Genomic DNA, 21,461 nt, shown 5'->3' on the forward strand with positions numbered 1-21,461 from the left:
CCGCGGAGATCGGGCAGAATGCCAGCGTGCCCGACGACTCCGCTGCACCCGACCCGACCGCCGACCGCGCCGCGGAGCGGGAGCAGGAGCACGCCGCGTTCCGCTCGTTCCTGACGCCGTCGCACGACGTGCCGCGGTTCGACCCGCTCACCGAGCCGGTCGACGACCAGGACGCCTTCCGCCGGGTCGTCGCGTCCGGGCACGCCGTCCCGCACTTCGAGCCGCTCGAGGGCGCCGGCACCGTCCCGGGCTTCGACCCCGACGTGGTCCGGCGCCGCAGGAGCAAGCGTCGCCGCTCCCACCACCGTCACCGGCCACGGACCGCGCGCGCCGCCGGGGCTGCCGACGGCGTGAGCGACGAGGACGTCCCGACCGAGGAGGTGACGGTCGAGGCCGCACCGGCCGAGGCCGCACCGGTCGAGGCCGCACCGGCCGAGGCCGCACCGGCCGAGGCCGCACCGGTCGAGGCCGCACCGGTCGAGGCCGCACCGGTCGCGGAGGCTGCCGCCGAGCGGACGGAGGAGGTGGGCCGCCCGGCGGCGCGCCCCGGTCCCGCGGACCGCCGCGAGACCCTGATCGTCGTCGGGGTCCTCGCCTTCCTGCTCGTCCTCGCCGGCATCTACGTCCTCGCGCAGAGGTCCGACCAGCCGGTCGACCAGGGCCTGCCTCAGGGCGCCAGCCTGGTCAGCTCCCAGCCCGCGGAGGAGCGGGCATAGCGCAGCCGGTCGTGCATCCGCCCGGACCGGCCCTGCCAGAACTCGAACGAGGCGGGGCGCACGCGATAGCCGCCCCATCCGGGCGGGACGGGCACCTGCACGCCGTCGAAGCGCTCCTCGGCCGCCCGGTAGCGCCGGTCGAGCTCGGCTCGGCCCTCGACCACCTGCGACTGCGGCGAGGCCCAGGCGCCGAGCTGGGCGCCCCGGGGGCGTGACGCGAAGTACGCCGCGACCTCCTCCGTCCCCAGGGCATGCGCCTCCCCCTCGACCCGGACCTGGCGCTCCAGGGGGTGCCACGGGAAGAGCAGCGCGCAGCGCGGCTCGGCACGGAGCGCCGTGCCCTTACGGGAGCCGGTGTTGGTGAAGAAGGTGAACCCGTCGTCCGGTCCCGCCGGCGTGACCCCCTTGAGCAGCACCATCCGCGCCGACGGCGAGCCGTCCGGATCCGTCGTCGCGAGCACCATCGCGTTCGGCTCGTGCACACCGGCGGCGGCGACCTCGCCGAACCAGCGCTGCCACAGGCCCCACGGATCGGGACCGGCGTCGGCCTCGGCGAGCCCTCGGTCGCCGTACTCCCGGCGCAGGGCGGCGAGGTCGGGGCGGGAGGCCGGGTCGGCGGGCATGGACCCCACCTTAGGGACAGCGGTGCGGCGGGCGTGGGGCAGAATGCCGGGTGGCCCGCGGGCTGCCCGGCAGTGAGCACCCGCATCCGTCGCTTCGAAGGAGTTCGTCGATGCCCGAGGTACACCACGGACTGGAGGGCGTCGTCGCCTTCGAGACCCAGATCGCCGAGCCCGACAAGGAAGGCTCCGCGCTGCGCTACCGCGGCGTCGACATCGAGGACCTGGTCGGCCGGGTCCCCTTCGAGCACGTGTGGGGCCTGCTGATCGACGGCGCCTTCACGCCGGGCCTGCCGCCGGCCGAGGCGTTCACCCTGCCCGTCCACACCGGCGACGTGCGCGTCGACGTCCAGGCCGCCATCGCGATGCTCGCGCCGGCCTTCGGCTTCGGCCAGACCTACGACATCTCCGACGAGCAGGCCCGCGCCGACCTGGCCCGGGTCGCCGTGATGGTCCTGTCGTACGCCGGCCAGTCGGCCCGCGACATCCACCTGCCCGTCGTACCCCAGCGGACCGTCGACGAGGGCAAGACCCTCGCCGAGAAGTTCCTCATCCGCTGGCGTGGCGAGGCGGACCCCAAGCACGCGCACGCCATCGACGCGTACTGGTCCTCGGCGGCCGAGCACGGCATGAACGCCTCGACCTTCACCGCCCGCGTCATCACCTCGACCGGCGCCGACGTCGCCGCGGCGTTCTCCGGCGCCATCGGCGCGATGAGCGGCCCGCTGCACGGCGGCGCGCCGTCGCGGGTGCTGCACATGATCGAGGAGGTGGAGAAGAGCGGCGACGCCGAGGCGTACGTCAAGGGCCTGCTCGACTCCGGCGAGCGGCTGATGGGCTTCGGTCACCGCGTCTACCGCGCCGAGGACCCGCGCGCCCGGGTGCTCCGTCGCACCGCCCGCGAGCTCGACGCACCGCGCTACGAGGTCGCCGAGGCGCTGGAGAAGGCTGCTCTGGCCGAGCTCCGCGCCCGCCGCCCCGACCGGGTGCTCGAGACGAACGTGGAGTTCTGGGCCGCGATCGTGCTCGACTTCGCCGAGGTCCCCGCGAACATGTTCACGTCGATGTTCACCTGCGCCCGCACCGGCGGCTGGTCGGCGCACATCCTCGAGCAGAAGCGGACCGGCCGCCTGATCCGCCCGTCCGCCATCTACACCGGCCCCGCCGCCCGGCCCGCCAGCGACATCGAGGGCTGGAACCCGGACTGGGCGGAGTAGGGCGACCGTCGGCCGGCGCCGTACGGCCGGCCTGCTGTAACTAGCTGTTCGCGTCACTACCTGACCCGTCTACGGGTCAGGTAGCAGAATGAACAGGTAGTTACAGCTCGCCCCGCACCCTCACCGCTCGCCCCGCCCGGCGTACCACGAGAGCGTCCCGCGCGCGCCGGCGCGGGTGAGCGACAGGTGCAGGTGGTCGCGGTGGCGCAGGGTGCGCGAGCACTCGCGACGGGACGGACAGGAGGCGCTGAGGTACGGCGCCGGGGCGAAGCGCCGCCACGAGGACCAGGTGGTGTCGTCCCAGATGACGTACATGACGCCCATCCGGCGCGCCAGCGCCGCGGGGTTGCCCGCGGCGTCGGGCGCGAAGAGTGCCGACAGCAGCCGGCGCGCTCGACGCCGGTCGGCGGGCCGGCGTACGTCGAGGGACCAGTCGAACGCCCGTCCCTCGTGGTGCTCGGACACCCCTCCGTCGCAGGGGCGGGAGATGCCACCGAGAGCACCGCCGAAGCGGCGTACCGTCCAGCGCGCGACGGCGCGCGTCCCCACCCGGTCCCGCGGCGAGCAGCGGGTGGGCGGCTCGTAGACGGCGTAGTCCTCGATCGGCCGGGGCTCCGCGACCGGCGTGGCTACCGCGACCGACCCGGTGCGGGCGACCGCCTGGCTCGCCGCCGAGGCACCGACCGCCGCGGCGAGGCCGGCGACCAGCACGAGGGCGAGCGGGAGGCGCAGCAGCGCGACGAGAAGTGGACGAGGGAGGGACACGCAGGTCCATCGGCAGCTCCCCCGGCGACCTGAGCCGAGACCCCGAGCGGCTCAGACCGCGATGCCCACCTGCTCCAGGAAGGCCGCTGCGGCCGGGGCGGGGCCGAAGCTGCTCCACACGACGTGCTCGGTGCGCACCGGCGCTCTCGTGACCGGTACGGCGACCAGCCCGGGCAGCTGCTCGACGAAGGTCGACGCCAGCAGGGCGAGCGCCAGGCCGGCCCGCAGGATCCGCCCCATCAGCAGCATGTCGGTCGTCTCGAAGCTCACCTCGCGGCGCAGGCCCGCGGCGGCGAACGCGCCGTCCGACTGCAGCCGGCCGGTCGTGCCCGCGGGGAAGTCGACGAAGGTCTCGCCCGCGAGACGCTCGAGCGTGAGCCGGGAGCGCCGCGCCAGCGGATGGTCGGGCGCCATCACGGCCCGATGGTGGTCGCGCGCCAGCTGACGGCTCGCGACTCCGGCGATGGGCCAGCCCTCCGGCACCCCGAGGAAGGCGAGGTCGAGGGTCCCCTCGGCGACCTGCTGCACGAAGGTGCTGCTGTTGCCGCTCGCGAGCCGGACCTGCACCTGGGGGTGCCGTTCGCGGAAGGTGCGCAGGGCGCCGGGCACGTCGAGCGCGGCGACCGTGGGGATGACGCCGATCGACAGCGGGCCCCGGATCTCTCCGGTCGCGGCGGCGACCTCCGCTCGGGCCCGGTCCGCGGCGTCCAGGCACTGCCGGGCCAACGGCAGGAAGGCCGCGCCGGCCGGGCTGAGCCGGACCTGCCGGCTGGTGCGGTGGAAGAGCCGTACGCCGAGCTCCTGCTCGAGACGCGCCACCTGATGGCTCAGCGCCGACTGCACGACGAAGCAGGTCTCCGCGGCGCGGGTGAAGCTGCCGTGCTCGGCGATGGCCAGGACGTACCTCATCTGCTGCAACTCCACGAATCCATCTTGATCCACGATCGATCCGATGAAAAGCATGTGTTGGACTCATGCATCTGCGACGCGGACCCTGGATCCATGACCCTCACGACCGAGCCCCACACCGCGACCCCCACCGCCGCGCCGGCGACCCCGACGACGGCGGCCGCGACCGGCCGGGCCGGCCTCACGGCGCTCACCGCCCTCGCCCCGGCCGTGTGGGGCACGACCTACCTGGTCACGACCGAGCTCCTGCCGCCCGGCCACCCGCTCTACGCGGGCCTGTTGCGCGCCCTCCCTGCCGGGCTGCTCCTCCTGCTCGTCCTGCGGCGCCTGCCCGAGGGCGTGTGGTGGTGGCGCTCCCTCGCGCTGGGCGCGCTGAACATCGGGATCTTCTTCCCCCTGCTGTTCGTCGCCGCGGAGCGACTGCCCGGCGGCGTGGCCGCCACGGTCGGCGCGGTCCAGCCGCTGCTGGTCCTCGCGCTGGCGCTCCCGCTCCTCGGCGAGCGCCCCACCGCCGCTCGGGCCGGCTGGGCCGTCGCCGGGGTCGGCGGCGTCGCGCTCGTCGTGATCGGCCCCGACGCGAGCGTGGACCCGGTCGGCCTGCTGGCCGGTCTCGGCGGAGCGCTGTCGATGGCCGCGGGCGTCGTGCTCACCCGGCGCTGGGGCCGCCCGGACGGCGTGGGATCGCCGGTCCTGGTCAGCTGGCTGCTGACGGCCGGCGGCCTGGTGCTGCTGCCGGCGACCCTGCTCGTCGAGGGCGCGCCCCCGGCGATCGACGTCCCGGCGGCGGGCGGCTACCTGTGGCTCGGCGCGGTCGGCGGGCTGGCGGCCTATCTCCTGTGGTTCCGTGGGCTCGGCTCGCTGCCGGTCGTCGCGACCGCGCTCCTCGGGCTGCTGTCGCCGGTCGTCGCGGCGGCGCTCGGGTGGCTGGTCCTGGGCGAGGCGCTGCGCCCGCTTCAGCTGGTCGGCTTCGCGCTGGCGCTCGCGGCGATCCTCGGCGGCCAGCTCACCCGGCGCTGAGGGCTCACGGGATGACGTGCTCCAGCAGCTCGGCGCTGGCGCTCGCGGCGGCCGCGGGGTCCCCCGCGCGCACCGCGGCGAGGACCGCGTCGTGCTCCGCGGCGAGCACGTCGGCGACGCCGGGGTCCTCGATGCTGGCGCGCAGGGTCTCGACGAGACCGTCGTACAGCTCGACCAGCAGGGGGTTGTGGGCGGCGGCGACGACCGCGCAGTGGAAGTCCACGTCGGCGTCGACGAACGCCGGCCCGTCGCCGGCGCCGACGGCCGCACGCCGCCGCACCATGATCGCGTCGAGCGCCGCGAGGTCGTCGTCGGTACGACGCTCCGCGGCGAGCGCCGCGGCCCGCACCTCGATCGCGTGGCGCACCTCCAGCAGGTGCCCCAGGTCGACCCGGTCGAGCTGCTTGCGCATCAGGGCCTGCATGTCGGTCGTCGCCGCGACATAGGTGCCGTCCCCGCGGCGCACCTGCAGCAGGCCGAGATGGGCCAGCGCCTTGACCGCCTCGCGGACCGTGTTGCGGCTGACGCCCAGCGCCGCGGCGAGGGCGGGCTCGGGCGGGACCCGGGTGCCGACCTCCCACTCGCCGCTGGCGAGCAGCGCGCGCATGCCCGCGATGGCCTGGTCGACCAGCGAGGCCGGCGTCGTGGGCGCGAGCGGCATGGGCGATCCTCCGGTCATTGGTCCAATCATCGGATGTCTGGCTATCCTAGCGGCGTGTCCGCCTCCGTCCATGATGCCGCCGCCGCGCCCGGCGGCCCACCCATGGCGAACCCGGACGACACCGGCGCCGGCACCCCCACCGGCACCCCCACCGGCACCCCCACCGGCACGGGCAGGGCGGGCGTCGGCCTGGCGGTCGCGGTCCTGCTCGTCGCGTTCAACCTCCGCCTCGCGATCACCTCACTCGGCGCCCTGCTCGACCACCTCGGCGACCTCGGTGTCTCGGCCGCCACCCAGGGCCTGCTGACCTCCCTCCCCGTCCTGTGCTTCGCCGCCGTGGGCGCCACGGCGATGGCCGTCACCCGCCGGGTCGGCGTGGACCGCGGGCTGATCGCCGCACTCGGCCTGGTCGCCCTCGGCCTGGCGCTGCGCGTCGTCGACGGGACACCCGCGCTGCTGGCGGGCACGGCGGTCGCCTGCTCCGGCATCGCGCTGGGCAACGTCCTCATCCCGGCGATCGTCAAGGAGCACTTCCCCGAGCGGATCGGCACGATGACCGGCGCCTACTCCGCCGTCCTCTCGCTCGGCTCGGCCATCGGCGCCGCCACCACCGTGCCGATCGCCGACGCGGCCGGCTCCTGGCGGGTCGGGCTCGGCGTCTGGGCGCTGGTCGCCGTCGCCGCCGGGGTCGCCTGGGCGCCGTACTGCCGTCGGCGCGACCCGCGCCGCCAGGAGGTCCGCGGCACATCGCTGTGGCGCAGCCCCACCGCCTGGGCCGTCACGCTGCTCTTCGCCACCCAGTCGGTGAACGCCTACGTGATGATGAGCTGGCTGCCGAGCGTGTATGCCGACGCGGGGTTCAGCGACGCGACGGCGGGCCTGCTGCTGGCGGCGAGCATCACGATCGGGCTTCCCTTCTTCTTCCTCGCCCCGATGATCGCGGTGCGCGTGCGCCACCAGGGGCACCTGGTCCTCGGCCTCTCGGTGCTGACCGTGTTGGGCTGGGTCGGCCTGTGGGTGGCGCCCGCCGACGGTGCGTGGCTGTGGGCGGCGCTCCTGGGGGCGGGCGGCGCGGTCTTCCCGGTCGCTCTGGCGCTGTTCGGCCTGCGCACCGCCGCGAGTGCCGACACCGCGTCCCTCTCGACCATGGCGCAGAGCGTCGGCTACCTGCTCGCCGCCGGGGGTCCCTTCCTGGTCGGCGTCCTCCACGACGCGACGGGCAGCTGGTCGGCGCCGTGCGCCGTCCTCATCGGCCTGGGCCTGGCCCAGGTCGCCGTCGGGTACGTCGCGGGCCGGCCGGTCCGCATCAACGCCGGCTGAGCGCGTCGACGAGCACGTCCAGGGCGCGCTCCAGCTGGTCGTCGGTCGGCCCACCGAAGCCGACGACCAGGCCGTCGAGCCGCGCCGTCCGGCAGTAGTCCCGCAGCAGGTTGACCCGGAAGCCCGCCCTCTCGGCGGCGGCCCGCACCCTCACGGCACGTGCCTGGGGAAGCAGCCAGGTCGAGTACATGCCTGCGACCGGCCCCGCGAGCTCGGCGTGCGGCGCGAGGGCGGCGACGACCCGGGGTGCCCGCTCCGCGTACACCCGCCGCGCCGAGCGGACCACCGCGTCGACGTACCCGTCGCGGAGCAGGGTGACCAGTGCCCGCTGCACCGGCCACGGGGGCGCGTCGTGGGTGAGCGCCCGGTGCGCGTCGAAGGCGTCGAGCAGGCGGTCCGGGACGACCGTCCACCCCAGCCGCAGCGACGGCAGGATCGCCTTCGACGCGGTGCCGAGATAGGCGACCTGCTCGCGGTCCAGGGACGCGAGCGCCGGCACCGGGGCCACGTCGTAGCGGAACTCCGAGTCGTAGTCGTCCTCGACGACGAGGGCGCCGTCGCGCCGGGCGCTCGCAAGGAGCGTGAGCCGGTCGGCGGCGGGCATCACCCGCCCGAGCGGGTGCTGGTGCGCGGGGGTGACATAGGCCGCCGCACAGCCCGCGAGGTCGGTCACCGGCTCCAGCGCGGGCAGGTCCCGCACCGCGCGGCCCGCCTCGCGCACCGTCGCGGCGGCGGCGCGGTAGCCCGGGTCCTCCAGGGCGACGGCATCGTCCGGCTCACGAGGCAGCACGGCCAGCAGGTGCCGAAGCCCGGCGGAGGTGCCGCCGGTGAGCCGCACGCGGTCGGCATCCACGGCGAGACCCCGGGTCCGGCCGAGCCGCTCGGCGAGCAGCGTCCGGAGCTCGGGCAGGCCTCGGGGGTCGTCGTAGCCCCGCGGCGGGGTCGCCGTCGACACCTCGCGCCAGGCCCGGCGCCACACCGCCTGGTGGCGCGGGTCGACCCAGGGCGTGCCCGCGTCGAGGAGGACCAGGTCCCGCTCCCGGGCGGGGGTACGCCGGCGCACCGGCACCGCGCGCCGGCCGGCCGCTCCCCCGGCGACCCAGGTGCCGGACCCTTGGCGCGCCTCGAGCCAGCCCTCGGCGAGCAGCTGGTCGAAGGCCTGCTCGACGACCGAGCGGGAGACCCCGAGCTCGGCGGCGAGGCGTCGGGTCGGGGGCATCCGGTCGCCGCGCGCGAGAGCACCGTCGAGCACGAGCCGACGGACCTGGTCGGCGAGCTGGGTGCCCAGCGGGCGGGGGTCGGCCCGGTCGAGGCGGACGGGAAGCATCGGATTGGCCTGTCGTAGTTGCCTGAAACTGGCCCGCGCATACAGGCCACTTGTCGTCCACGATAGTCCCATGAGCGTTGCCCTGGAGCCCACCGACCGCACCCGGATCCGCCGCGGACGCAACCGTGCCGTCGCCGAGCGCAGCGCACTCCTCGCGCTGCTCGGCGACGGGCTGGTCGCCCACCTCGGCGTCACCGTCGGCGACCATCCCGTCGTCCTGCCCACGGCCTACGCGGTCGACGCCGCCGGCCCCGACGAGGGCGGGACGCTCTACGTCCACGGCTCGGTCGCGGCCCGGTGGCTGCGTGCGTCCGCGGACGCGACGGTCTGCGTCACCGTCACCGAGCTCGACGGCCTGGTCGCGGGCCGCTCGGCCTTCCATCACTCGATGAACTACCGCTCCGCGGTGGTGATCGGCCGGGCACGGGCCGTCGAGGACCCGGCCGAGCGGCAGCGCGCCCTCGACCTCATCGTCGACCACATGATCCCCGGCCGCTCCGCGACCCTGCGCCCCAGCACCCGCAAGGAGATGGCGGCGACGGCCGTGCTCGCCGTGCCGCTGCGCGAGGCCTCGATGAAGGCCCGCTCCGGCGACCCGGTCGACGAGCCGGAGGACGTCGAGGCGGGGATCTGGGGCGGGCATCTCCCGGTCCACCGGGTCATCGGCTCGCCTGTGGCGGCCGCGGACAACCGGGACGGGGTGCGCGTCCCGGAGGACGTCCGATCACGCGCGTCGTAGGCCCGACTCGATCGCGAACACCACCAGCTGCGCGCGATCGCGCGCCTGGAGCTTCACCATCGCCCGGCTGACGTGCGTGCGGACGGTCTCGGGGCTGACGACGAGCGCGGCCGCGATCTCCGCGTTGGACATCCCGGTGGCCACCCAGCCGAGGATCTCGCGCTCGCGCTCGGTGAGGTCGCCGAGCCGCGGGTGCGGGCGCTCGGGACGGGTGGCGCCGAAGTGGTCGATCACCGTGCGGGTCACGGAGGGCGCGAGGAGCGAGCCGCCCTCGGCGACCACGCGCACCGCGTCGAGGATCGCGGTCGGCTCGGCGTCCTTGAGCAGGAAGCCGCTGGCGCCGCCGCGCAGCGCCTCGAAGACGTACTCGTCGAGCTCGAAGGTCGTCAGCATCACCACGCGCACCCCGGCGAGCGCCGGATCGGCGGCCACCGCGGCCAACATGCCCAGCCCGTCGAGGACGGGCATCCGGATGTCGCAGAGCACCACGTCCGGCGTCGTACGACGCACCAGGGCGAGGCCCTCGCGCCCGTCGCCCGCCTCGCCGGCCAGCGCGAGGCCGGGCTCGGCGGCGACCAGCGTGGCCAGCCCCATCCGGACCAGCGGCTGGTCGTCGACGAGCGCGACGCGGATCGGCTCGCCCGGCGGACGACTCATGCGGGGAGCACCGCGACGACCTCGAAGCCGTCCTGCTCCAGAGGCCCGGCCCGGAAGGTGCCGCCGACCGCGGCGACCCGCGCCCGCATCCCGCTGATGCCCATGCCCTCATCCTGCACCGCGCCGCCCCTGCCGTCGTCGGTGACGCGGAGGGTGAGGCTGTCCGGACCGCGCTCCCAGGCGAGCGTCGCGACGCCGGCTCCGGCATGGCGCAGCACGTTGGTCAGGGCCTCCTGCACCACCGCGTAGGCGACCTCGCCGGTCGCGGCCCCGACCTCGCCCGGCTCCCCGAGGACCTCCACCCGCAGACCGGCCGCGCGCACCCGGTCGACCACCGCGCCGAGCTCGGCGAGCCCCGGCGCGGGACGCCGCGGCGCCGGCCCGCCGGCGATCGCGGCGAGCTCGGCCCGCAGCGCGTCGAGCGCCTCCTTGCTGGTCGCGCGGATGGCCTCCAGGCTGTCCCGGGCCGCCGCCGGGTCACGGTCGAGCACGTGGAGCGCGACCCCGGCCTGCATCGCGATGACGGCGAGCCCGTGGCCCACGCCGTCGTGCAGGTCCTGCGCCATGCGCAGGCGCTCCTCGGTCGCCGCCCGTCCGACCCGCTCGGCCCGCGCCTCGAAGCGGTTGCGCGTGGCGGTGGCCACCGCCCCGGCCGCGAGCACGACACCGAGCATGCCGATCGCCTGCCACAGACTCTTGTGCGGCTCGTCGGCATGCCACTGCCAGCGCGCCCCGAGGCCCGCCGCCAGCAGCACGGCGCCCACCAGCGCGCCCGGCAGCCAGCGCCGGACCGGCACGGCCCCGGCCAGGAGGAAGGTGACCACCGGCAGGGCGAGGAAGACCGGGCCGTCGGCGTACCCGAGCGCGAAGTAGGCGCCGCACAGGGCGCCGGAGGTCGCGAGCGGGACGCCCGCCAGGCGGCCGGCCAGGGGTGGCAGCACCGCGGGCAGCGTCGCCAGCACGGCGAGGAGCACGCCCAGGGGCACCGGGCGGTCCACGTCGTTCTCGCCGTTCGACGCCGCGGTCCCGAGCAGGACGATGACGAGGACCGTCCACGGCCACCAGGTGCGGTGGGCGCGGGACAGCTCGGCCACCGCCGGGTGGGTCAGGTGTGCGGTCATGGAGCGAGGCTAGAGCGCGCCACGCCCGGGGGCGTACGACGACGGGCGCCACCGCCGTACGCAGGACTGCGTACGCGACGACCTCCCCGCGGCGGACGCCCGCACGCGGCGGGCCGGGGACCGTGGAGCCCATGACAGCGAACACACCGGTGGCGAGCACCGACAGTCTCACGAAGGTCTACGGCGACCGGGTCGCGGTGGACAAGGTCACGCTGAGCGTGCGGCGCGGCGAGGTCTACGGCTTCCTCGGTCCGAACGGCGCCGGGAAGACCACGACCCTGCGCATGCTGCTCGGTCTGGTCCGGCCGACCTCCGGGTCCGCGCGGACCACTCCCTCCGTCGGCGCCCTCATCGAGGGCCCCGGCTTCCACCCCTACCTGTCCGGGCGCGCGAACCTGCGGGTCCTGGCCCGGCACCGCGGACTGCGCGACGCCGAGGTCGAGCGCGTGCTCGAACGGGTCGACCTCGCGCGACGCGGCGACGACCGGTTCAAGGGCTACTCGCTGGGGATGAAGCAGCGCCTCGGCGTGGCGGCCGCGCTGATGGGCGATCCCGAGCTGGTGATCCTCGACGAGCCGACCAACGGCCTGGACCCGGCGGGCATGGCCGACATGCGGGCCCTGGTCGTCGACCTGGCCCGCGGTGGCCAGACCGTCCTGCTTTCCAGCCACATGCTGGCCGAGGTCCAGGAGATCTGCCACCGCGTCGGGGTCATCGACGACGGCCGGCTGCTCCGGGAGGCGGGCGTCGCCGAGCTGCGCGGCGGCGTCTCGCTGCGCGTGCGGGCCACTCCCGAGCCGGAGGCGCTGGCGGTCGCGATGCGGCTCGCCGGCGACGACGGCGTACGACGCGCCACGGACGGCGGGCTGCTGCTCACCCTGCCGGCGGACCGCGCCCCCGACGTCACCCGCGCCCTGGTGGGCGCCGGGGTCGACGTCCACGAGATCACGGCTGCCGAGCGCAGCCTCGAGGAGGTCTTCTTCGAGATGACCAGCCAGAAGGAGGCCGTGCGATGAGCACGCTGACCCCGTCCACGATCGCCACGACCCGCAGCACCCGCGCCGAGCTGAGGCGCCTGCGCGCCTGGCCGGCCGTCTGGATCACGCTCGGCGCCTGGCTGGCGCTGAGCCTGATGTTCGGCTACCTGTTCAACTACCTCGCGTACCGGACCGGCGACACCAGCTTCGCCGACGAGAACGCGACCCGGGCCGAGCAGCTCGCCAGCCTGCTGCCGAACGCCGTACCCGAGGTGATCCTCCAGGGGATGCCGATGTTCGGCGGCGCGCTGATGATGGTGCTCGGCGCGCTCGTCGCGGGCAACGGCTACGGGTGGGGCACCTGGAAGACCCTGTTCTCGCAGGGCGTCCCACGCGTCCCTGCCGTCCTGGGCTCCGTCGCCGCGCTGACCGCGCTCGTCGTCTCGACGCTCCTGGTGACCGTGGCCTTCGACGTCGGGCTGTCGCTCCTCATCACGCTGACCGAGGGTCAGGACGTCGTGTGGCCCTCGACCGGGGCCGTCGCCGAGGCCCTCGGCACCGGCTTCCTCGTGCTGGAGATGTGGGCCGTCCTCGGCTTCCTGCTCGGCACCCTCGCCCGCGGACCGGCCCTGTCGGTAGGCCTCGGCCTGGTGTGGGCACTCGTCGTGGAGAACCTGCTGCGCGGCGTGGGCCAGCTGCTCGGCTGGGTGGAGAGCCTCACCGAGCTGCTGCCCGGGACCGCCGCCGGCTCCCTCGTCGGCGCGGTCGTCGGCGCGGACGGCGAGCAGACCCCCGGCGTCCTCGACCTGCTCCCCGCCGACCGGGCCGCCCTCACCGTCGGCACCTACATCGTCCTGGCCGTCCTGGTCAGCATCGTCCTGGTCCGCCGCCGCGACGTGTCCTGACGAGGTGTGAGGTGTGGGGGCGCGAGGTGTGAGGTGTGGGGGCGCGAGGTGTGAGGTGTGGGGGCGCGAGGTGTGAGGTGGGGGAGACTGCCGAGGCTCACACGCCGTGAGCCGGGGCTCCGAGCAGCTTGCCGAAGCAGCGCGACAGCAGGGCGTCCTTGTAGTAGCCGAAGCCGTCGATCTCCTGGTAGCCGGCGCTGCGGTACAGCTCGATCGCCTCGGGCTGCCGCAGCCCGGTCTCGAGTACGACGAGGTCGTGGCCGGCCCCGACGGCGGTCCGCTCGAGCTCGGTCAGCATGGCCCGGGCGAAGCCCCGGCCGCGGCGCTCGGGGACCACGAACATCCGCTTCACCTCGACCGCGCTGGCGCCGCCGAGGGTCCGGACCGACGACCGGCGCCAGGCTCCGGTCGCGACGGGCGTCCCGGCGTCGTCGTACCCGACGAGGAAGAGGCCCTCGGGCAGGTCGAACACGGCCGGGTCGACGGGGCTCTCGTCGGGGGAGCCATAGCGCTCGACGTACTCCTGCTGGACCCGCGCGACGAGAGCGGCCGCGTCGGGGTGCAGGTAGGCCACGGCGCGCAGGTCGAGGGAGGCTTGCATGGCGAAACCGATTGAACATCGCGCGGCGGCGACTGTCACAATGGAGGCATCTCTGACAGCGTCGTCAGCCTGTCCTCTCTGCCTGTGCCGATCGAGAAGGTTGACCACGTGACCGACATCCAGATCCCCGCCGACCTCAAGCCCGCCGACGGCCGCTTCGGGGCCGGTCCCTCGAAGATCCAGACCGGTCACCTCGACGCGCTGGCCGCCACCGGCGCCACGCTGATGGGTACGTCGCACCGCCAGGCGCCGGTGCGCAACGTGGTGGGCCGTGTCCTCGAGGGCCTCGCGGACCTGTTCACGCTGCCCGACGGCTACGAGGTCGTGGTCGGCAACGGCGGCGCCACGGCGTTCTGGGACATCGCCGCGTTCGGCCTGATCGAGCGCAGGTCGCAGCACCTCACGTTCGGAGAGTTCTCCAGCAAGTTCGCCGCCTCCGCCAAGGCCGCGCCGTGGCTCGACGCACCCTCGGTGATCGCCGCCGACCCGGGCTCCCGCCCCGTCGCGACGGCCGAGACGGGCGTGGACGCCTACGCGTGGGCCCACAACGAGACCTCCACGGCCGTCATGGCTCCGGTCGTGCGGCCCGAGGGCATCGACGAGGGAGCGCTCGTGCTCATCGACGCCACCTCGGGAGCAGGCGGCCTGCCGGTCGACCTGGCCGAGAGCGACGTGTACTACTTCGCCCCGCAGAAGTGCTTCGCCTCGGACGGCGGCCTGTGGTTCGCCATCCTCAGCCCCGCCGCGATCGAGCGCGCCGAGCGGATCGCCGCCTCGGACCGCTACATCCCGCCGTTCTTCGACCTCAAGACCGCCATCGACAACAGCCGCCTCAACCAGACCTACAACACCCCCTCTGTCGCGACGCTCTTCCTCATGGCCGAGCAGCTGGACTGGATGAACGGCCAGGGCGGGCTCAAGGTGATGGTCGAGCGCACCACCGCCTCGTCGGACGCGCTGTACGGCTGGGCCGAGCGCACGTCGTACACGACTCCCTATGTCAGCGACCCCGACCACCGCTCGCTGGTCATCGGCACCATCGACTTCGACGACGCGATCGACGCCGCCCAGGTGGCGAAGGTGCTGCGTGCGAACGGCATCGTCGACACCGAGCCCTACCGCAAGCTCGGCCGCAACCAGCTGCGGATCGCGATGTACCCCGCTGTCGACCCGGCCGACGTCGAGGCGCTGACGCGGTCGATCGACTTCGTGGTGGGGGCGCTCTGAGGGGCGGAGACAGTTTCACCGGCCGGCCGGAGAAACTCACGCTTGGACGAGGAAACTTCATCGTCCAGGAGACAGTTTCACCGGCCAGCCGGTGAAACTTGCGGCGGGAGTGACACGAGTGACAACCCCACCCCTCCACTACACCCTCCCCACCACCACCTCGTACGCCGACCGCCCGAACGCCACGATCCGGGCCAGCTCGACCGAGGTGGGCGTCGAGCGCAGGGTCTCGACGGCAGCGTCGGCAGCGTCCTCCAGGGGCCAGCCGTAGGCCCCGGCGCTGACCAGCGGGAACGCCACGGAGCGGGCGCCGAGCTCGTCGGCGACCTCCAACGCGCGTCGGTAGCAGGAGGTCAGCAGGCTCCGGTCGGTCTCGCCGGCGGTGCGGTTGGGCCCGACCACGTGGATCACCCACCGCGCGGGGAGCTCCCCGGCGGTCGTCCACCCGGCGTCGCCGGTCGCGAGTCCGTGGGGGAAGCGCCGGCGGCAGTCCTCGAGCACCGCGGGTCCGCCGGCGCGGTGGATGGCGCCGTCGACGCCGGCCCCGCCTCGCATCGCCCGGTTGGCGGCGTTGACCACCGCGTCGACGTCCTGCTGGGTGATGTCGCCCTGGACGACCTCGATCTCCATCACTCGACCGTACGGAGCCGGACGCTGCACGGTCCACCCTCGACCAGCCCCTCGGCCGTGCGGACCGCCTTCTTCACCGGCAGCACGAAGGTCCTCTCCTCCGCGCTGGGGAACACCGAGGTGCGCCAGGTGCTCGCACCCACGCTCACCTCGACCCGCACGCTGCCGAAGCCCTTGCGTGGTCCGGCCTCGTCGATCGCGTCGGACACCTCGAACGGCAGGCTGACGAAGAACCAGGCGCCGCCGCTCTCCTCGTCGCGCGCCCGCCAGCGCCACAGCTGCGCGGTGAACTCGTGCTCGCTCATCCGCCGATCGTGTCACCGACCGCCGACCCTCGAGCAGCCACGACACCGCTAGGTCGACAGCAGCCGCAGCGTCGCCCGTTCGAGGCCGAGCTGCCGGGCGTCCGGGTCCGGATAGCGCCGGCGCACGGCCGAGCGGATGGTGCGCCCCTCCTCGTAGGCGTCGATCACCCGCGGATCGACGTACGCCGAGCGCGCCAGCGCCGGCGTGTTGCCGAGGAAGTCCGCGACCTCGCGCATCGCGGCCGTGATCGCCCGCTTGCGCTTGGTCGTCGACGCCTCGGGGCCGGGGGCCTCGGCGAGGGCGGCGGCCGCGAGCACCGTGCCGTGCCAGGTGCGGAAGTCCTTGGCGGTGACGTCGATCCCGCTCACCTCGCGCAGGTACTCGTTCACGTCGGTCCCCGTCACGTCCAGCAGCCGGGGATCCGCCCGGCGACGCCGGCGCCGCCGGTCGAGCGCGCGCACGGCCACCGGGTCCTCGATCTCGACGTGGTGCTCGATGCCCGACTTGCCGGTGAACTCGAACACCAGCGCATCGCCCGAGCGTCGCACGTGCTGCCGCTCGAGGGTGGTGAGGCCGAAGGAGCCGTACTCCTCGGCGTACACGTCGTTGCCGATCCGGAAGCAGCCGAGGTCGATCAGCCGTACGGCGAGCGCGCAGGTCGCGCGGGCCCCGAGGTCGTCCGCGTCGAGGTCGGCGAGGACCGCGGCTCGCAGTCGCGGCAGCCGGCGGCCGAGGCCGACCACGCGCGCGTGCTTCTCGGCGGCGCGCTGCGCCACCCAGTCCGGGTGGTAGAGGTACTGCCGCCGCCCCGCCGCGTCCGTCCCGACGGCCTGGAGATGGCCGTTGGGGCGCGGGCAGATCCAGACCTCCGTCCACGCCGGCGGGATGACCAGCGCCCGGCAGCGAGCGGCGTCCTCGGGTGGCAGCGGGCGCCCGTCGAGGCCGACGTAGACGAACCCGCGCCCCGCTCGGCGCCGGGACCAGCCCGGCTCCTCGGGGGAGGTACGACGCAGCCGGGCCACGCCGGACAGGTAACCGGAACCGGCCCGGTCAGTCCCTCGGTCGCAGCGCGCGCACGAGCACGACCACCATCACCAGCCCGGCCACGCCCCCGAGCGCCCAGGGCCACACCGGCCGGTCGAGGCGAACGGGCGCTCGGCCGCTGCCGTCGTCCGTGTGCTGCGTGGCAGGTGGGTCGCGGAGGGGCAGCTCGACCCGCAGCACCTCGGCGCCCGCGCCCTCCGCGCTCAGCAGCACCGCGCCGTCCTCGCCGACCGCGATGCCCTCGCCCATCTGCTGCCGCGGCAGGTCGACCTGGTCGACCCGTTGCAGTTCGGGCCAGGTGTAGACGGCGGCCTGACCGTAGTTGCGCAGCACCAGGTGCCGGCCGTCGGGCGAGAAGGTCCCGTCGGTCGCGATGCCGAGGACGTCGTCGACGAGGGTGAGCTCGTTGGGGGCGTCCGGATCGAGTCGCTCGGGTGCGGCGTACAGGCGGCCGATGAGCTCCTTGGCGACCACGTAGAGCCGTCCGGTCGCCGGGTCGGCGAGCAGGGTCTCCGCGTCGTGCGGGCCGTCGGGATAGACCAGCTCGTACGACGCCCCGTCCACCTCGCGGTCCCCGCGTCCGAACGGCACGCGCGTCACCGCGATGCGGTCGCGGGACCGCGCGTTGTCACCGATGTCGCCGACCCAGACCTCCCCGCTGTCGACGGCGCCGGCGGGCGCGAGCGCCTCGATGTCGCGCGCCTCACCCGGCCAGCGGGTCGTCCCGACGGTGTCGCCGGTGGCGGGGTCGACGGTGAAGACCCGGTTGCCGTCCCCGGAGTCGTTGACCGTGACCACCAGGCCGCCGCGGGCGACCAGGCCGCTGGACTCGGTGATCCGCGGGTCGGTGAACGCGAAGACCGGCTCCCCCGGCGTCGGCTCCACCGCCGCGCCCGGCGCGAGGAAGCCGATCGCGAAGGGCACGGCCAGGACCAGGCCGAGCAGCGTCCTCACCCGCGCTGCTCCAACAGCTCGCCGAGGCGCGGCCGGATCCCCCAGGCGGCCACCAGGGCGTCGTACTCAGCATCGTCGGTCGCGCTCCCCGTCCGCACCGCGCGCAGCAGGGTGTTGCGCGGCGTGTGCCGGCTGTCGACGAACTCCATCACGTCGACGCGGTAGCCGGCACGGCGCAGCAGCAGCGCGCGCAGGGTGTCGGTCAGGGTGTCGGCGAAGCGCTCGCGCAGGATGCCGTCGCGCACGAGCGAGGAGTACGGCGCCGGCGCAGAAGCGCTGCGCAGCTGGGCGGCGATGTCGTGGTGGCAGCAGGGCGCCGCCAGCACGAGCGGCGCCTCCCACGCGACCGCGCGGGCGAGCGCATCGTCGGTCGCGGTGTCGCAGGCGTGCAGGGCGAGCACCACGTCCGGCGCCTCGTCGAGCTGTGCCTCACCGATGGTGCCGGCGACGAAGGTGGCGTCGATCCCGAGGCGCCGCGCGACCTCGCTGTTGTGGTCGCGGGACTGCTCCTTCACGTCCACGCCGGTGAGTCGGACGGGCAGCCCGCGCTGCTCGCTGAGATAGCGCTGCGCCGCGAAGGTGAGATAGCCGTTGCCGCACCCCAGGTCGACCACCCGCAGCGGCGCGTCGTCGGTGGGTCGGCGCAGCCGGCCCTTCGCGACCGCCTCGGTGAGGGAGCGGTCGAGGATCCGCAGGAAGTCCTCGACCTGGCGGTACTTCGCCATCCGGCTGGGCTTGATCCGCCCCTGGGCGTCGGCGAGGCCGAGCGCCGCGAACACCGGGTCGTCCTCGGGGAGCAGCCGGTCCTTGGCCCGGTCGTGACCGCGCTCCACCGGCTCCGCTCCCGACCGGGCGGCGCTGTGGACGGCCGCGGCGCCCTTCTTCGTCACCCGCAGGCTCAGCTCCTGCTCGGCGGTCTCCACGGTCCAGTTGCCGAACGGCTCGGCGAGGAGCGCGTCGACCGCCTCCTCCGCCGGTCCGCCGCGCAGGTGGTTGGCGGTGTGCGCCTGCGTGGCGTCGTACCGCACGACCTGGAGGTGACGACCCGCCTTGAGGTCCACCCAGCGCAGCTCGACGCGCCGCCACGGCGGTACGGCGCCACGCCGGCGCCCCGAGGCCACCGCGCGGACCAGGCGGTCGTCGGCCAGCAGCTCGGCCCGGACCCGGGCCAGCCCCTCGTCGAGCGGCGCGGTGCTCACGGCGTGCTCACTTCAGCGCCGCCGCCACGACGACGATGAGCAGGAGCGCCACCAACGCGGCCGGGATGATCAGGCGGCGGTGGCGTGGGTTCACCCGGCAATCCTACGGGGGCTGCTCCGGTCGTCGACGATCACCAGTGCTCGAGCGAGGCGGCCATGATCGCCGCCAGGTCCTCTCCCGCGACGTCCTTGGGTGCGGTGGCGAGCAGGCGCTGCTGCTGCAGGGCCCCCTCCACGAGCGCGTCGACGTCGCCCGCGCCGTACCCGACCTCGGCGAGGCCGTTGGGGATGCCGATGTCGCGCATCAGCGACACCAGGACCCCGGGCAGGACGTCGGCGTCCGCGCCGCCGACCCCGGGCGAGAGCAGCTCCGCGGCCCGCAGGTGGCGCTCGGGCGCGGCGTCGAAGGTGAAGCGGAACGCCTCGGGCGCGGTGAGGGCGACCGCCATGCCGTGCGGCACCATCGCCTCCTCCTGCGGGTAGTCGGCGGGACGGAAGTCGCGGACCCGGCCGGCGATCGGATAGGCGTTGGCGTGGGGGATGTGCACGCCGGCGTTGCCGAAGCCGAGGCCAGCGAAGGTGGCGGCCAGCGCCATCTGCTCGGGAGCGTCGGTGCCCGCGCGCCCTTCCCGGGCGTCGCGTACGGCGGCGCGGAAGGCCCCCGACAGCAGGCTCAACGCGCGCTCCGACCACAGGTCCGCGATCGGGTTCGCGCCGCAGTAGGGCACCCGCTGATCCGGGGCCTTGGCCGCGAAGTCGCCGTACCAGCGGGCGGTGTAGCTCTCCAGCGCGTGGCACAGGATGTCCATCCCGGCGGCCGCGATCACTCCGGGCGGCTGGGTCGCGGACAGGGCCGGGTCGACCACGGCGAGCCGAGGCCGCAGGGCGGGATGGCTGATCCCGGTCTTGACCTCGAGGGCAAGCACGTCCATCACGCAGATGGTCGTCGACTCGCTGCCCGTGCCGGTCGTGGTCGGGACGGCGGCCAGCGGGAGCACCGGCTGCTCGGGGGCGCGGGCCTTTCCGACGGGCGCGTTGACGTAGTCCATCAGCTCGCCCGGGTTGGTGAGCAGGAGCGCGACCGCCTTCGCGGTGTCGATCGACGAGCCGCCGCCGACGGCCACCACGGCGTCGAACGGGCCCTCACCGCGCGCGAAGGCGACGGCGTCCTCGAGCGAGGCGTCGGTGGGCTCCACCCGGGCCTCCGCGTAGGTGACGACCTCGACCCCGTGCGTGCGCAGCGACGCCGCCACCGTCTCGGCGTGGCCGGCGGCCAGTACTCCGGCGTCGGTGACGAGCAGGGCCCGGCGCGCGCCCCAGCCGCGGACGTCGTACCCGACCTCGGCGGCGGCGCCGCGGCCGAACTTGAGGGCCGGCGCGGCGTAGGTGAAGACGGTCTCGGCGGGCTGGTGGAGGTCCGGGCTCACGCCGACACGCTATCGCCGGCCGCCTCGATGGCGGCGCGGACCGAGCCGTAGACGGTCAGCCGGCCGGCCGCGATGTCGGCCAGGGGCACCCACGCGACCGCGTCGGTGGTGCCGCCCTCCTCGACGACCCGCGGCTCCCCCGGCTCGACCTCGGCGCGGTAGATGATGCCGATCGCGTGGAAGTCCTCCTCGCGGCCGTTGGGGGCGGTGCCGGTGAAGTGGTGGTCCAGGACCGTGAGCAGGTCGCCGGCCTCGCCCACGAGGCCACACTCCTCCCACAGCTCGCGCCGGATCGTGTCGCGCGGCGACTCGCCGTGGTCGATGCCGCCGCCCGGGAGGTGCCACGTGCCCGGGTCGGGCGCCAGGTCCGAGGTCCGGGTCAGCAGGATCGCCCCGTCGCGGACGACATAGGCGTAGGCGGCGGTGCGCTGCCGCTGGCGCACGGCGTACGACGCGAGCGCGTCGGTCACCAGGCTCACGGTCGGAACGGTCCCGTCGAGCACCGCAGCGATCGGCTGCCAGGCAGCCTCCGCCGTCGAGCCGTCGACCTCGGTCACGTGCGGCTCGGGCGCGTCGGCGGGGACCCAGCCCTCGTAGACGATCCGCACCGAGTGGGCGTCCACGCGCCGGCCGCGCCGCCACGAGTCGGCGACGTGGAGGGAGTACACCTGCGCGGTCTCACCCACCTGCGCGTGCAGTCCGGTCTCCTCGTAGACCTCGCGCACCACCGCGTCGCGCGGGTCCTCGCCGTGGTCGACCCCGCCCCCGGGCAGCGACCACAGCTCGCGCTTGGTGACCCGCTCCGCCAGCCGGGACAGCAGGATCTGGTCGCCGCGGACGATGACGGCGTACGCCGCCAGCCGCTGCACCCGCTGCCCCATGCCCGCCTCCCGTTGAGTCGTCACTTCCGACCGGTCGAGTCGTCGCTTCTCACCCGTCGAGTCGTCACTTCCGCGTCGCGTCCCGATGCGAGGAGCCTATGCCGTCCCGCACCGGGGTGCCGCGGGGGCACCGCCGTACCGAGGACGGCTCGGGGATGCGAAAGGGGCCACTCGAACGGTCGGAAGTGGCGACTCGAACGGTCGGAAGTGACGACTCGACGGGTCAGAACTGACGACTCAA

23 protein-coding genes are annotated in these 21,461 nt (G+C 74.7%); 8 read left to right on the forward strand and 15 right to left on the reverse strand.

Annotated elements, in window-relative coordinates; all coding sequences use genetic code 11:
• Positions 1–26 precede the first annotated feature (26 nt).
• A complete protein-coding gene (locus ACJ5H2_RS18540) occupies positions 27–716 on the forward strand; it encodes a hypothetical protein (protein WP_408896914.1) in 690 nt (229 codons plus the stop codon).
• On the opposite strand, the gene pdxH is transcribed toward ACJ5H2_RS18540, so the two are convergent.
• Positions 668–1,339 carry a pyridoxamine 5'-phosphate oxidase gene (gene pdxH, locus ACJ5H2_RS18545; protein ID WP_408896915.1) on the reverse strand — a complete coding sequence of 224 codons (672 nt, stop codon included), beginning with the start codon at positions 1,337–1,339 and terminating at the stop codon, positions 668–670. The genes ACJ5H2_RS18540 and pdxH overlap by 49 nt on opposite strands.
• Before the next feature lie 110 nt (positions 1,340–1,449).
• On the opposite strand from pdxH, the gene ACJ5H2_RS18550 reads away from it, so the two are divergent.
• The gene (locus ACJ5H2_RS18550; RefSeq protein ID WP_408896916.1) at positions 1,450–2,553 is read left to right on the forward strand and encodes a citrate synthase 2; all 1,104 of its coding nucleotides are present in this window, start codon (positions 1,450–1,452) and stop codon (positions 2,551–2,553) included.
• 120 nt (positions 2,554–2,673) lie between these two features.
• Here the strand turns inward: ACJ5H2_RS18550 and ACJ5H2_RS18555 are convergent, their stop codons facing one another.
• Both ACJ5H2_RS18555 and ACJ5H2_RS18560 read right to left on the reverse strand, forming a co-directional pair.
• Entirely contained in the window at positions 2,674–3,318 is a 645-nt protein-coding gene (locus ACJ5H2_RS18555; RefSeq protein WP_408896917.1) for a hypothetical protein, read from the reverse strand.
• A gap of 51 nt (positions 3,319–3,369) precedes the next feature.
• Entirely contained in the window at positions 3,370–4,242 is an 873-nt protein-coding gene (locus ACJ5H2_RS18560; RefSeq protein ID WP_408896918.1) for a LysR substrate-binding domain-containing protein, read from the reverse strand.
• A 78-nt stretch (positions 4,243–4,320) separates the two neighbouring features.
• On the opposite strand from ACJ5H2_RS18560, the gene ACJ5H2_RS18565 reads away from it, so the two are divergent.
• Positions 4,321–5,244, forward strand: coding sequence for an EamA family transporter (locus tag ACJ5H2_RS18565; RefSeq protein WP_408896919.1), 924 nt, complete (start codon positions 4,321–4,323; stop codon positions 5,242–5,244).
• 4 nt (positions 5,245–5,248) lie between these two features.
• On the opposite strand, the gene ACJ5H2_RS18570 is transcribed toward ACJ5H2_RS18565, so the two are convergent.
• The gene (locus ACJ5H2_RS18570; RefSeq protein ID WP_408896920.1) at positions 5,249–5,905 is read right to left on the reverse strand and encodes a FadR/GntR family transcriptional regulator; all 657 of its coding nucleotides are present in this window, start codon (positions 5,903–5,905) and stop codon (positions 5,249–5,251) included.
• 54 nt (positions 5,906–5,959) lie between these two features.
• On the opposite strand from ACJ5H2_RS18570, the gene ACJ5H2_RS18575 reads away from it, so the two are divergent.
• Positions 5,960–7,225, forward strand: a complete 1,266-nt coding sequence (locus ACJ5H2_RS18575; RefSeq protein ID WP_408896921.1) for a CynX/NimT family MFS transporter — start codon at positions 5,960–5,962, stop codon at positions 7,223–7,225.
• Here ACJ5H2_RS18575 and ACJ5H2_RS18580 read toward each other — a convergent pair.
• Positions 7,212–8,552: a PLP-dependent aminotransferase family protein gene (locus ACJ5H2_RS18580; protein WP_408896922.1), complete on the reverse strand. Its 1,341-nt coding sequence runs from the start codon at positions 8,550–8,552 to the stop codon at positions 7,212–7,214. The two genes, ACJ5H2_RS18575 and ACJ5H2_RS18580, sit on opposite strands and share 14 nt — an antisense overlap.
• Before the next feature lie 70 nt (positions 8,553–8,622).
• Between ACJ5H2_RS18580 and ACJ5H2_RS18585 the strand changes: the two genes are divergently transcribed.
• Positions 8,623–9,291: a pyridoxamine 5'-phosphate oxidase family protein gene (locus ACJ5H2_RS18585; protein WP_408896923.1), complete on the forward strand. Its 669-nt coding sequence runs from the start codon at positions 8,623–8,625 to the stop codon at positions 9,289–9,291.
• Here ACJ5H2_RS18585 and ACJ5H2_RS18590 read toward each other — a convergent pair.
• Both ACJ5H2_RS18590 and ACJ5H2_RS18595 read right to left on the reverse strand, forming a co-directional pair.
• On the reverse strand, positions 9,277–9,948 hold the full coding sequence (locus ACJ5H2_RS18590; protein WP_408896924.1) for a response regulator: 672 nt from the start codon (positions 9,946–9,948) through the stop codon (positions 9,277–9,279). The two genes, ACJ5H2_RS18585 and ACJ5H2_RS18590, sit on opposite strands and share 15 nt — an antisense overlap.
• Positions 9,945–11,069 (reverse strand): sensor histidine kinase, encoded by a 1,125-nt coding sequence (locus ACJ5H2_RS18595; protein ID WP_408896925.1) that lies wholly within the window; start codon positions 11,067–11,069, stop codon positions 9,945–9,947. Before ACJ5H2_RS18595 ends, ACJ5H2_RS18590 begins: the two co-directional genes overlap by 4 nt.
• A 131-nt stretch (positions 11,070–11,200) precedes the next feature.
• Here ACJ5H2_RS18595 and ACJ5H2_RS18600 point away from each other — a divergent pair, with 131 nt between their 5' ends.
• Positions 11,201–12,085 (forward strand): ABC transporter ATP-binding protein, encoded by an 885-nt coding sequence (locus ACJ5H2_RS18600; RefSeq protein ID WP_408896926.1) that lies wholly within the window; start codon positions 11,201–11,203, stop codon positions 12,083–12,085.
• Positions 12,082–12,951, forward strand: coding sequence for an ABC transporter permease (locus tag ACJ5H2_RS18605; RefSeq protein ID WP_408896927.1), 870 nt, complete (start codon positions 12,082–12,084; stop codon positions 12,949–12,951). The genes ACJ5H2_RS18600 and ACJ5H2_RS18605 overlap by 4 nt, the downstream gene beginning before the upstream one ends.
• A gap of 97 nt (positions 12,952–13,048) precedes the next feature.
• Here ACJ5H2_RS18605 and ACJ5H2_RS18610 read toward each other — a convergent pair whose 3' ends face one another.
• Positions 13,049–13,552 (reverse strand): GNAT family N-acetyltransferase, encoded by a 504-nt coding sequence (locus tag ACJ5H2_RS18610; RefSeq protein ID WP_408896928.1) that lies wholly within the window; start codon positions 13,550–13,552, stop codon positions 13,049–13,051.
• 108 nt (positions 13,553–13,660) lie between these two features.
• On the opposite strand from ACJ5H2_RS18610, the gene serC reads away from it, so the two are divergent.
• Positions 13,661–14,779 carry a phosphoserine transaminase gene (serC, locus tag ACJ5H2_RS18615; RefSeq protein ID WP_408896929.1) on the forward strand — a complete coding sequence of 373 codons (1,119 nt, stop codon included), beginning with the start codon at positions 13,661–13,663 and terminating at the stop codon, positions 14,777–14,779.
• Between the two features lie 138 nt (positions 14,780–14,917).
• Here serC and ACJ5H2_RS18620 read toward each other — a convergent pair whose 3' ends face one another.
• The 7 genes from ACJ5H2_RS18620 to ACJ5H2_RS18650 all read right to left on the reverse strand — a co-directional run bounded on the left by ACJ5H2_RS18620 (position 14,918) and on the right by ACJ5H2_RS18650 (position 21,220).
• On the reverse strand, positions 14,918–15,412 hold the full coding sequence (locus ACJ5H2_RS18620) for an O-acetyl-ADP-ribose deacetylase (protein WP_408899650.1): 495 nt from the start codon (positions 15,410–15,412) through the stop codon (positions 14,918–14,920).
• The gene (locus tag ACJ5H2_RS18625) at positions 15,409–15,714 is read right to left on the reverse strand and encodes a DUF1905 domain-containing protein (RefSeq protein ID WP_408896930.1); all 306 of its coding nucleotides are present in this window, start codon (positions 15,712–15,714) and stop codon (positions 15,409–15,411) included. Before ACJ5H2_RS18625 ends, ACJ5H2_RS18620 begins: the two co-directional genes overlap by 4 nt.
• A 48-nt stretch (positions 15,715–15,762) precedes the next feature.
• On the reverse strand, positions 15,763–16,737 hold the full coding sequence (locus tag ACJ5H2_RS18630; protein WP_408896931.1) for a DNA topoisomerase IB: 975 nt from the start codon (positions 16,735–16,737) through the stop codon (positions 15,763–15,765).
• 28 nt (positions 16,738–16,765) lie between these two features.
• Positions 16,766–17,713 (reverse strand): hypothetical protein, encoded by a 948-nt coding sequence (locus tag ACJ5H2_RS18635; RefSeq protein ID WP_408896932.1) that lies wholly within the window; start codon positions 17,711–17,713, stop codon positions 16,766–16,768.
• The gene (locus ACJ5H2_RS18640) at positions 17,710–18,912 is read right to left on the reverse strand and encodes a class I SAM-dependent methyltransferase (RefSeq protein ID WP_408896933.1); all 1,203 of its coding nucleotides are present in this window, start codon (positions 18,910–18,912) and stop codon (positions 17,710–17,712) included. The genes ACJ5H2_RS18635 and ACJ5H2_RS18640 overlap by 4 nt, the downstream gene beginning before the upstream one ends.
• 131 nt (positions 18,913–19,043) lie before the next feature.
• Positions 19,044–20,339 carry a hydroxyacid-oxoacid transhydrogenase gene (locus ACJ5H2_RS18645; RefSeq protein WP_408896934.1) on the reverse strand — a complete coding sequence of 432 codons (1,296 nt, stop codon included), beginning with the start codon at positions 20,337–20,339 and terminating at the stop codon, positions 19,044–19,046.
• Entirely contained in the window at positions 20,336–21,220 is an 885-nt protein-coding gene (locus ACJ5H2_RS18650) for an NUDIX domain-containing protein (RefSeq protein WP_408896935.1), read from the reverse strand. Before ACJ5H2_RS18650 ends, ACJ5H2_RS18645 begins: the two co-directional genes overlap by 4 nt.
• Between the last annotated feature and the right edge of the window lie 241 nt (positions 21,221–21,461).

The sequence above is a fragment of the Nocardioides pymetrozini genome, from assembly GCF_046058985.1.
GTDB lineage: Bacteria > Actinomycetota > Actinomycetes > Propionibacteriales > Nocardioidaceae > Nocardioides.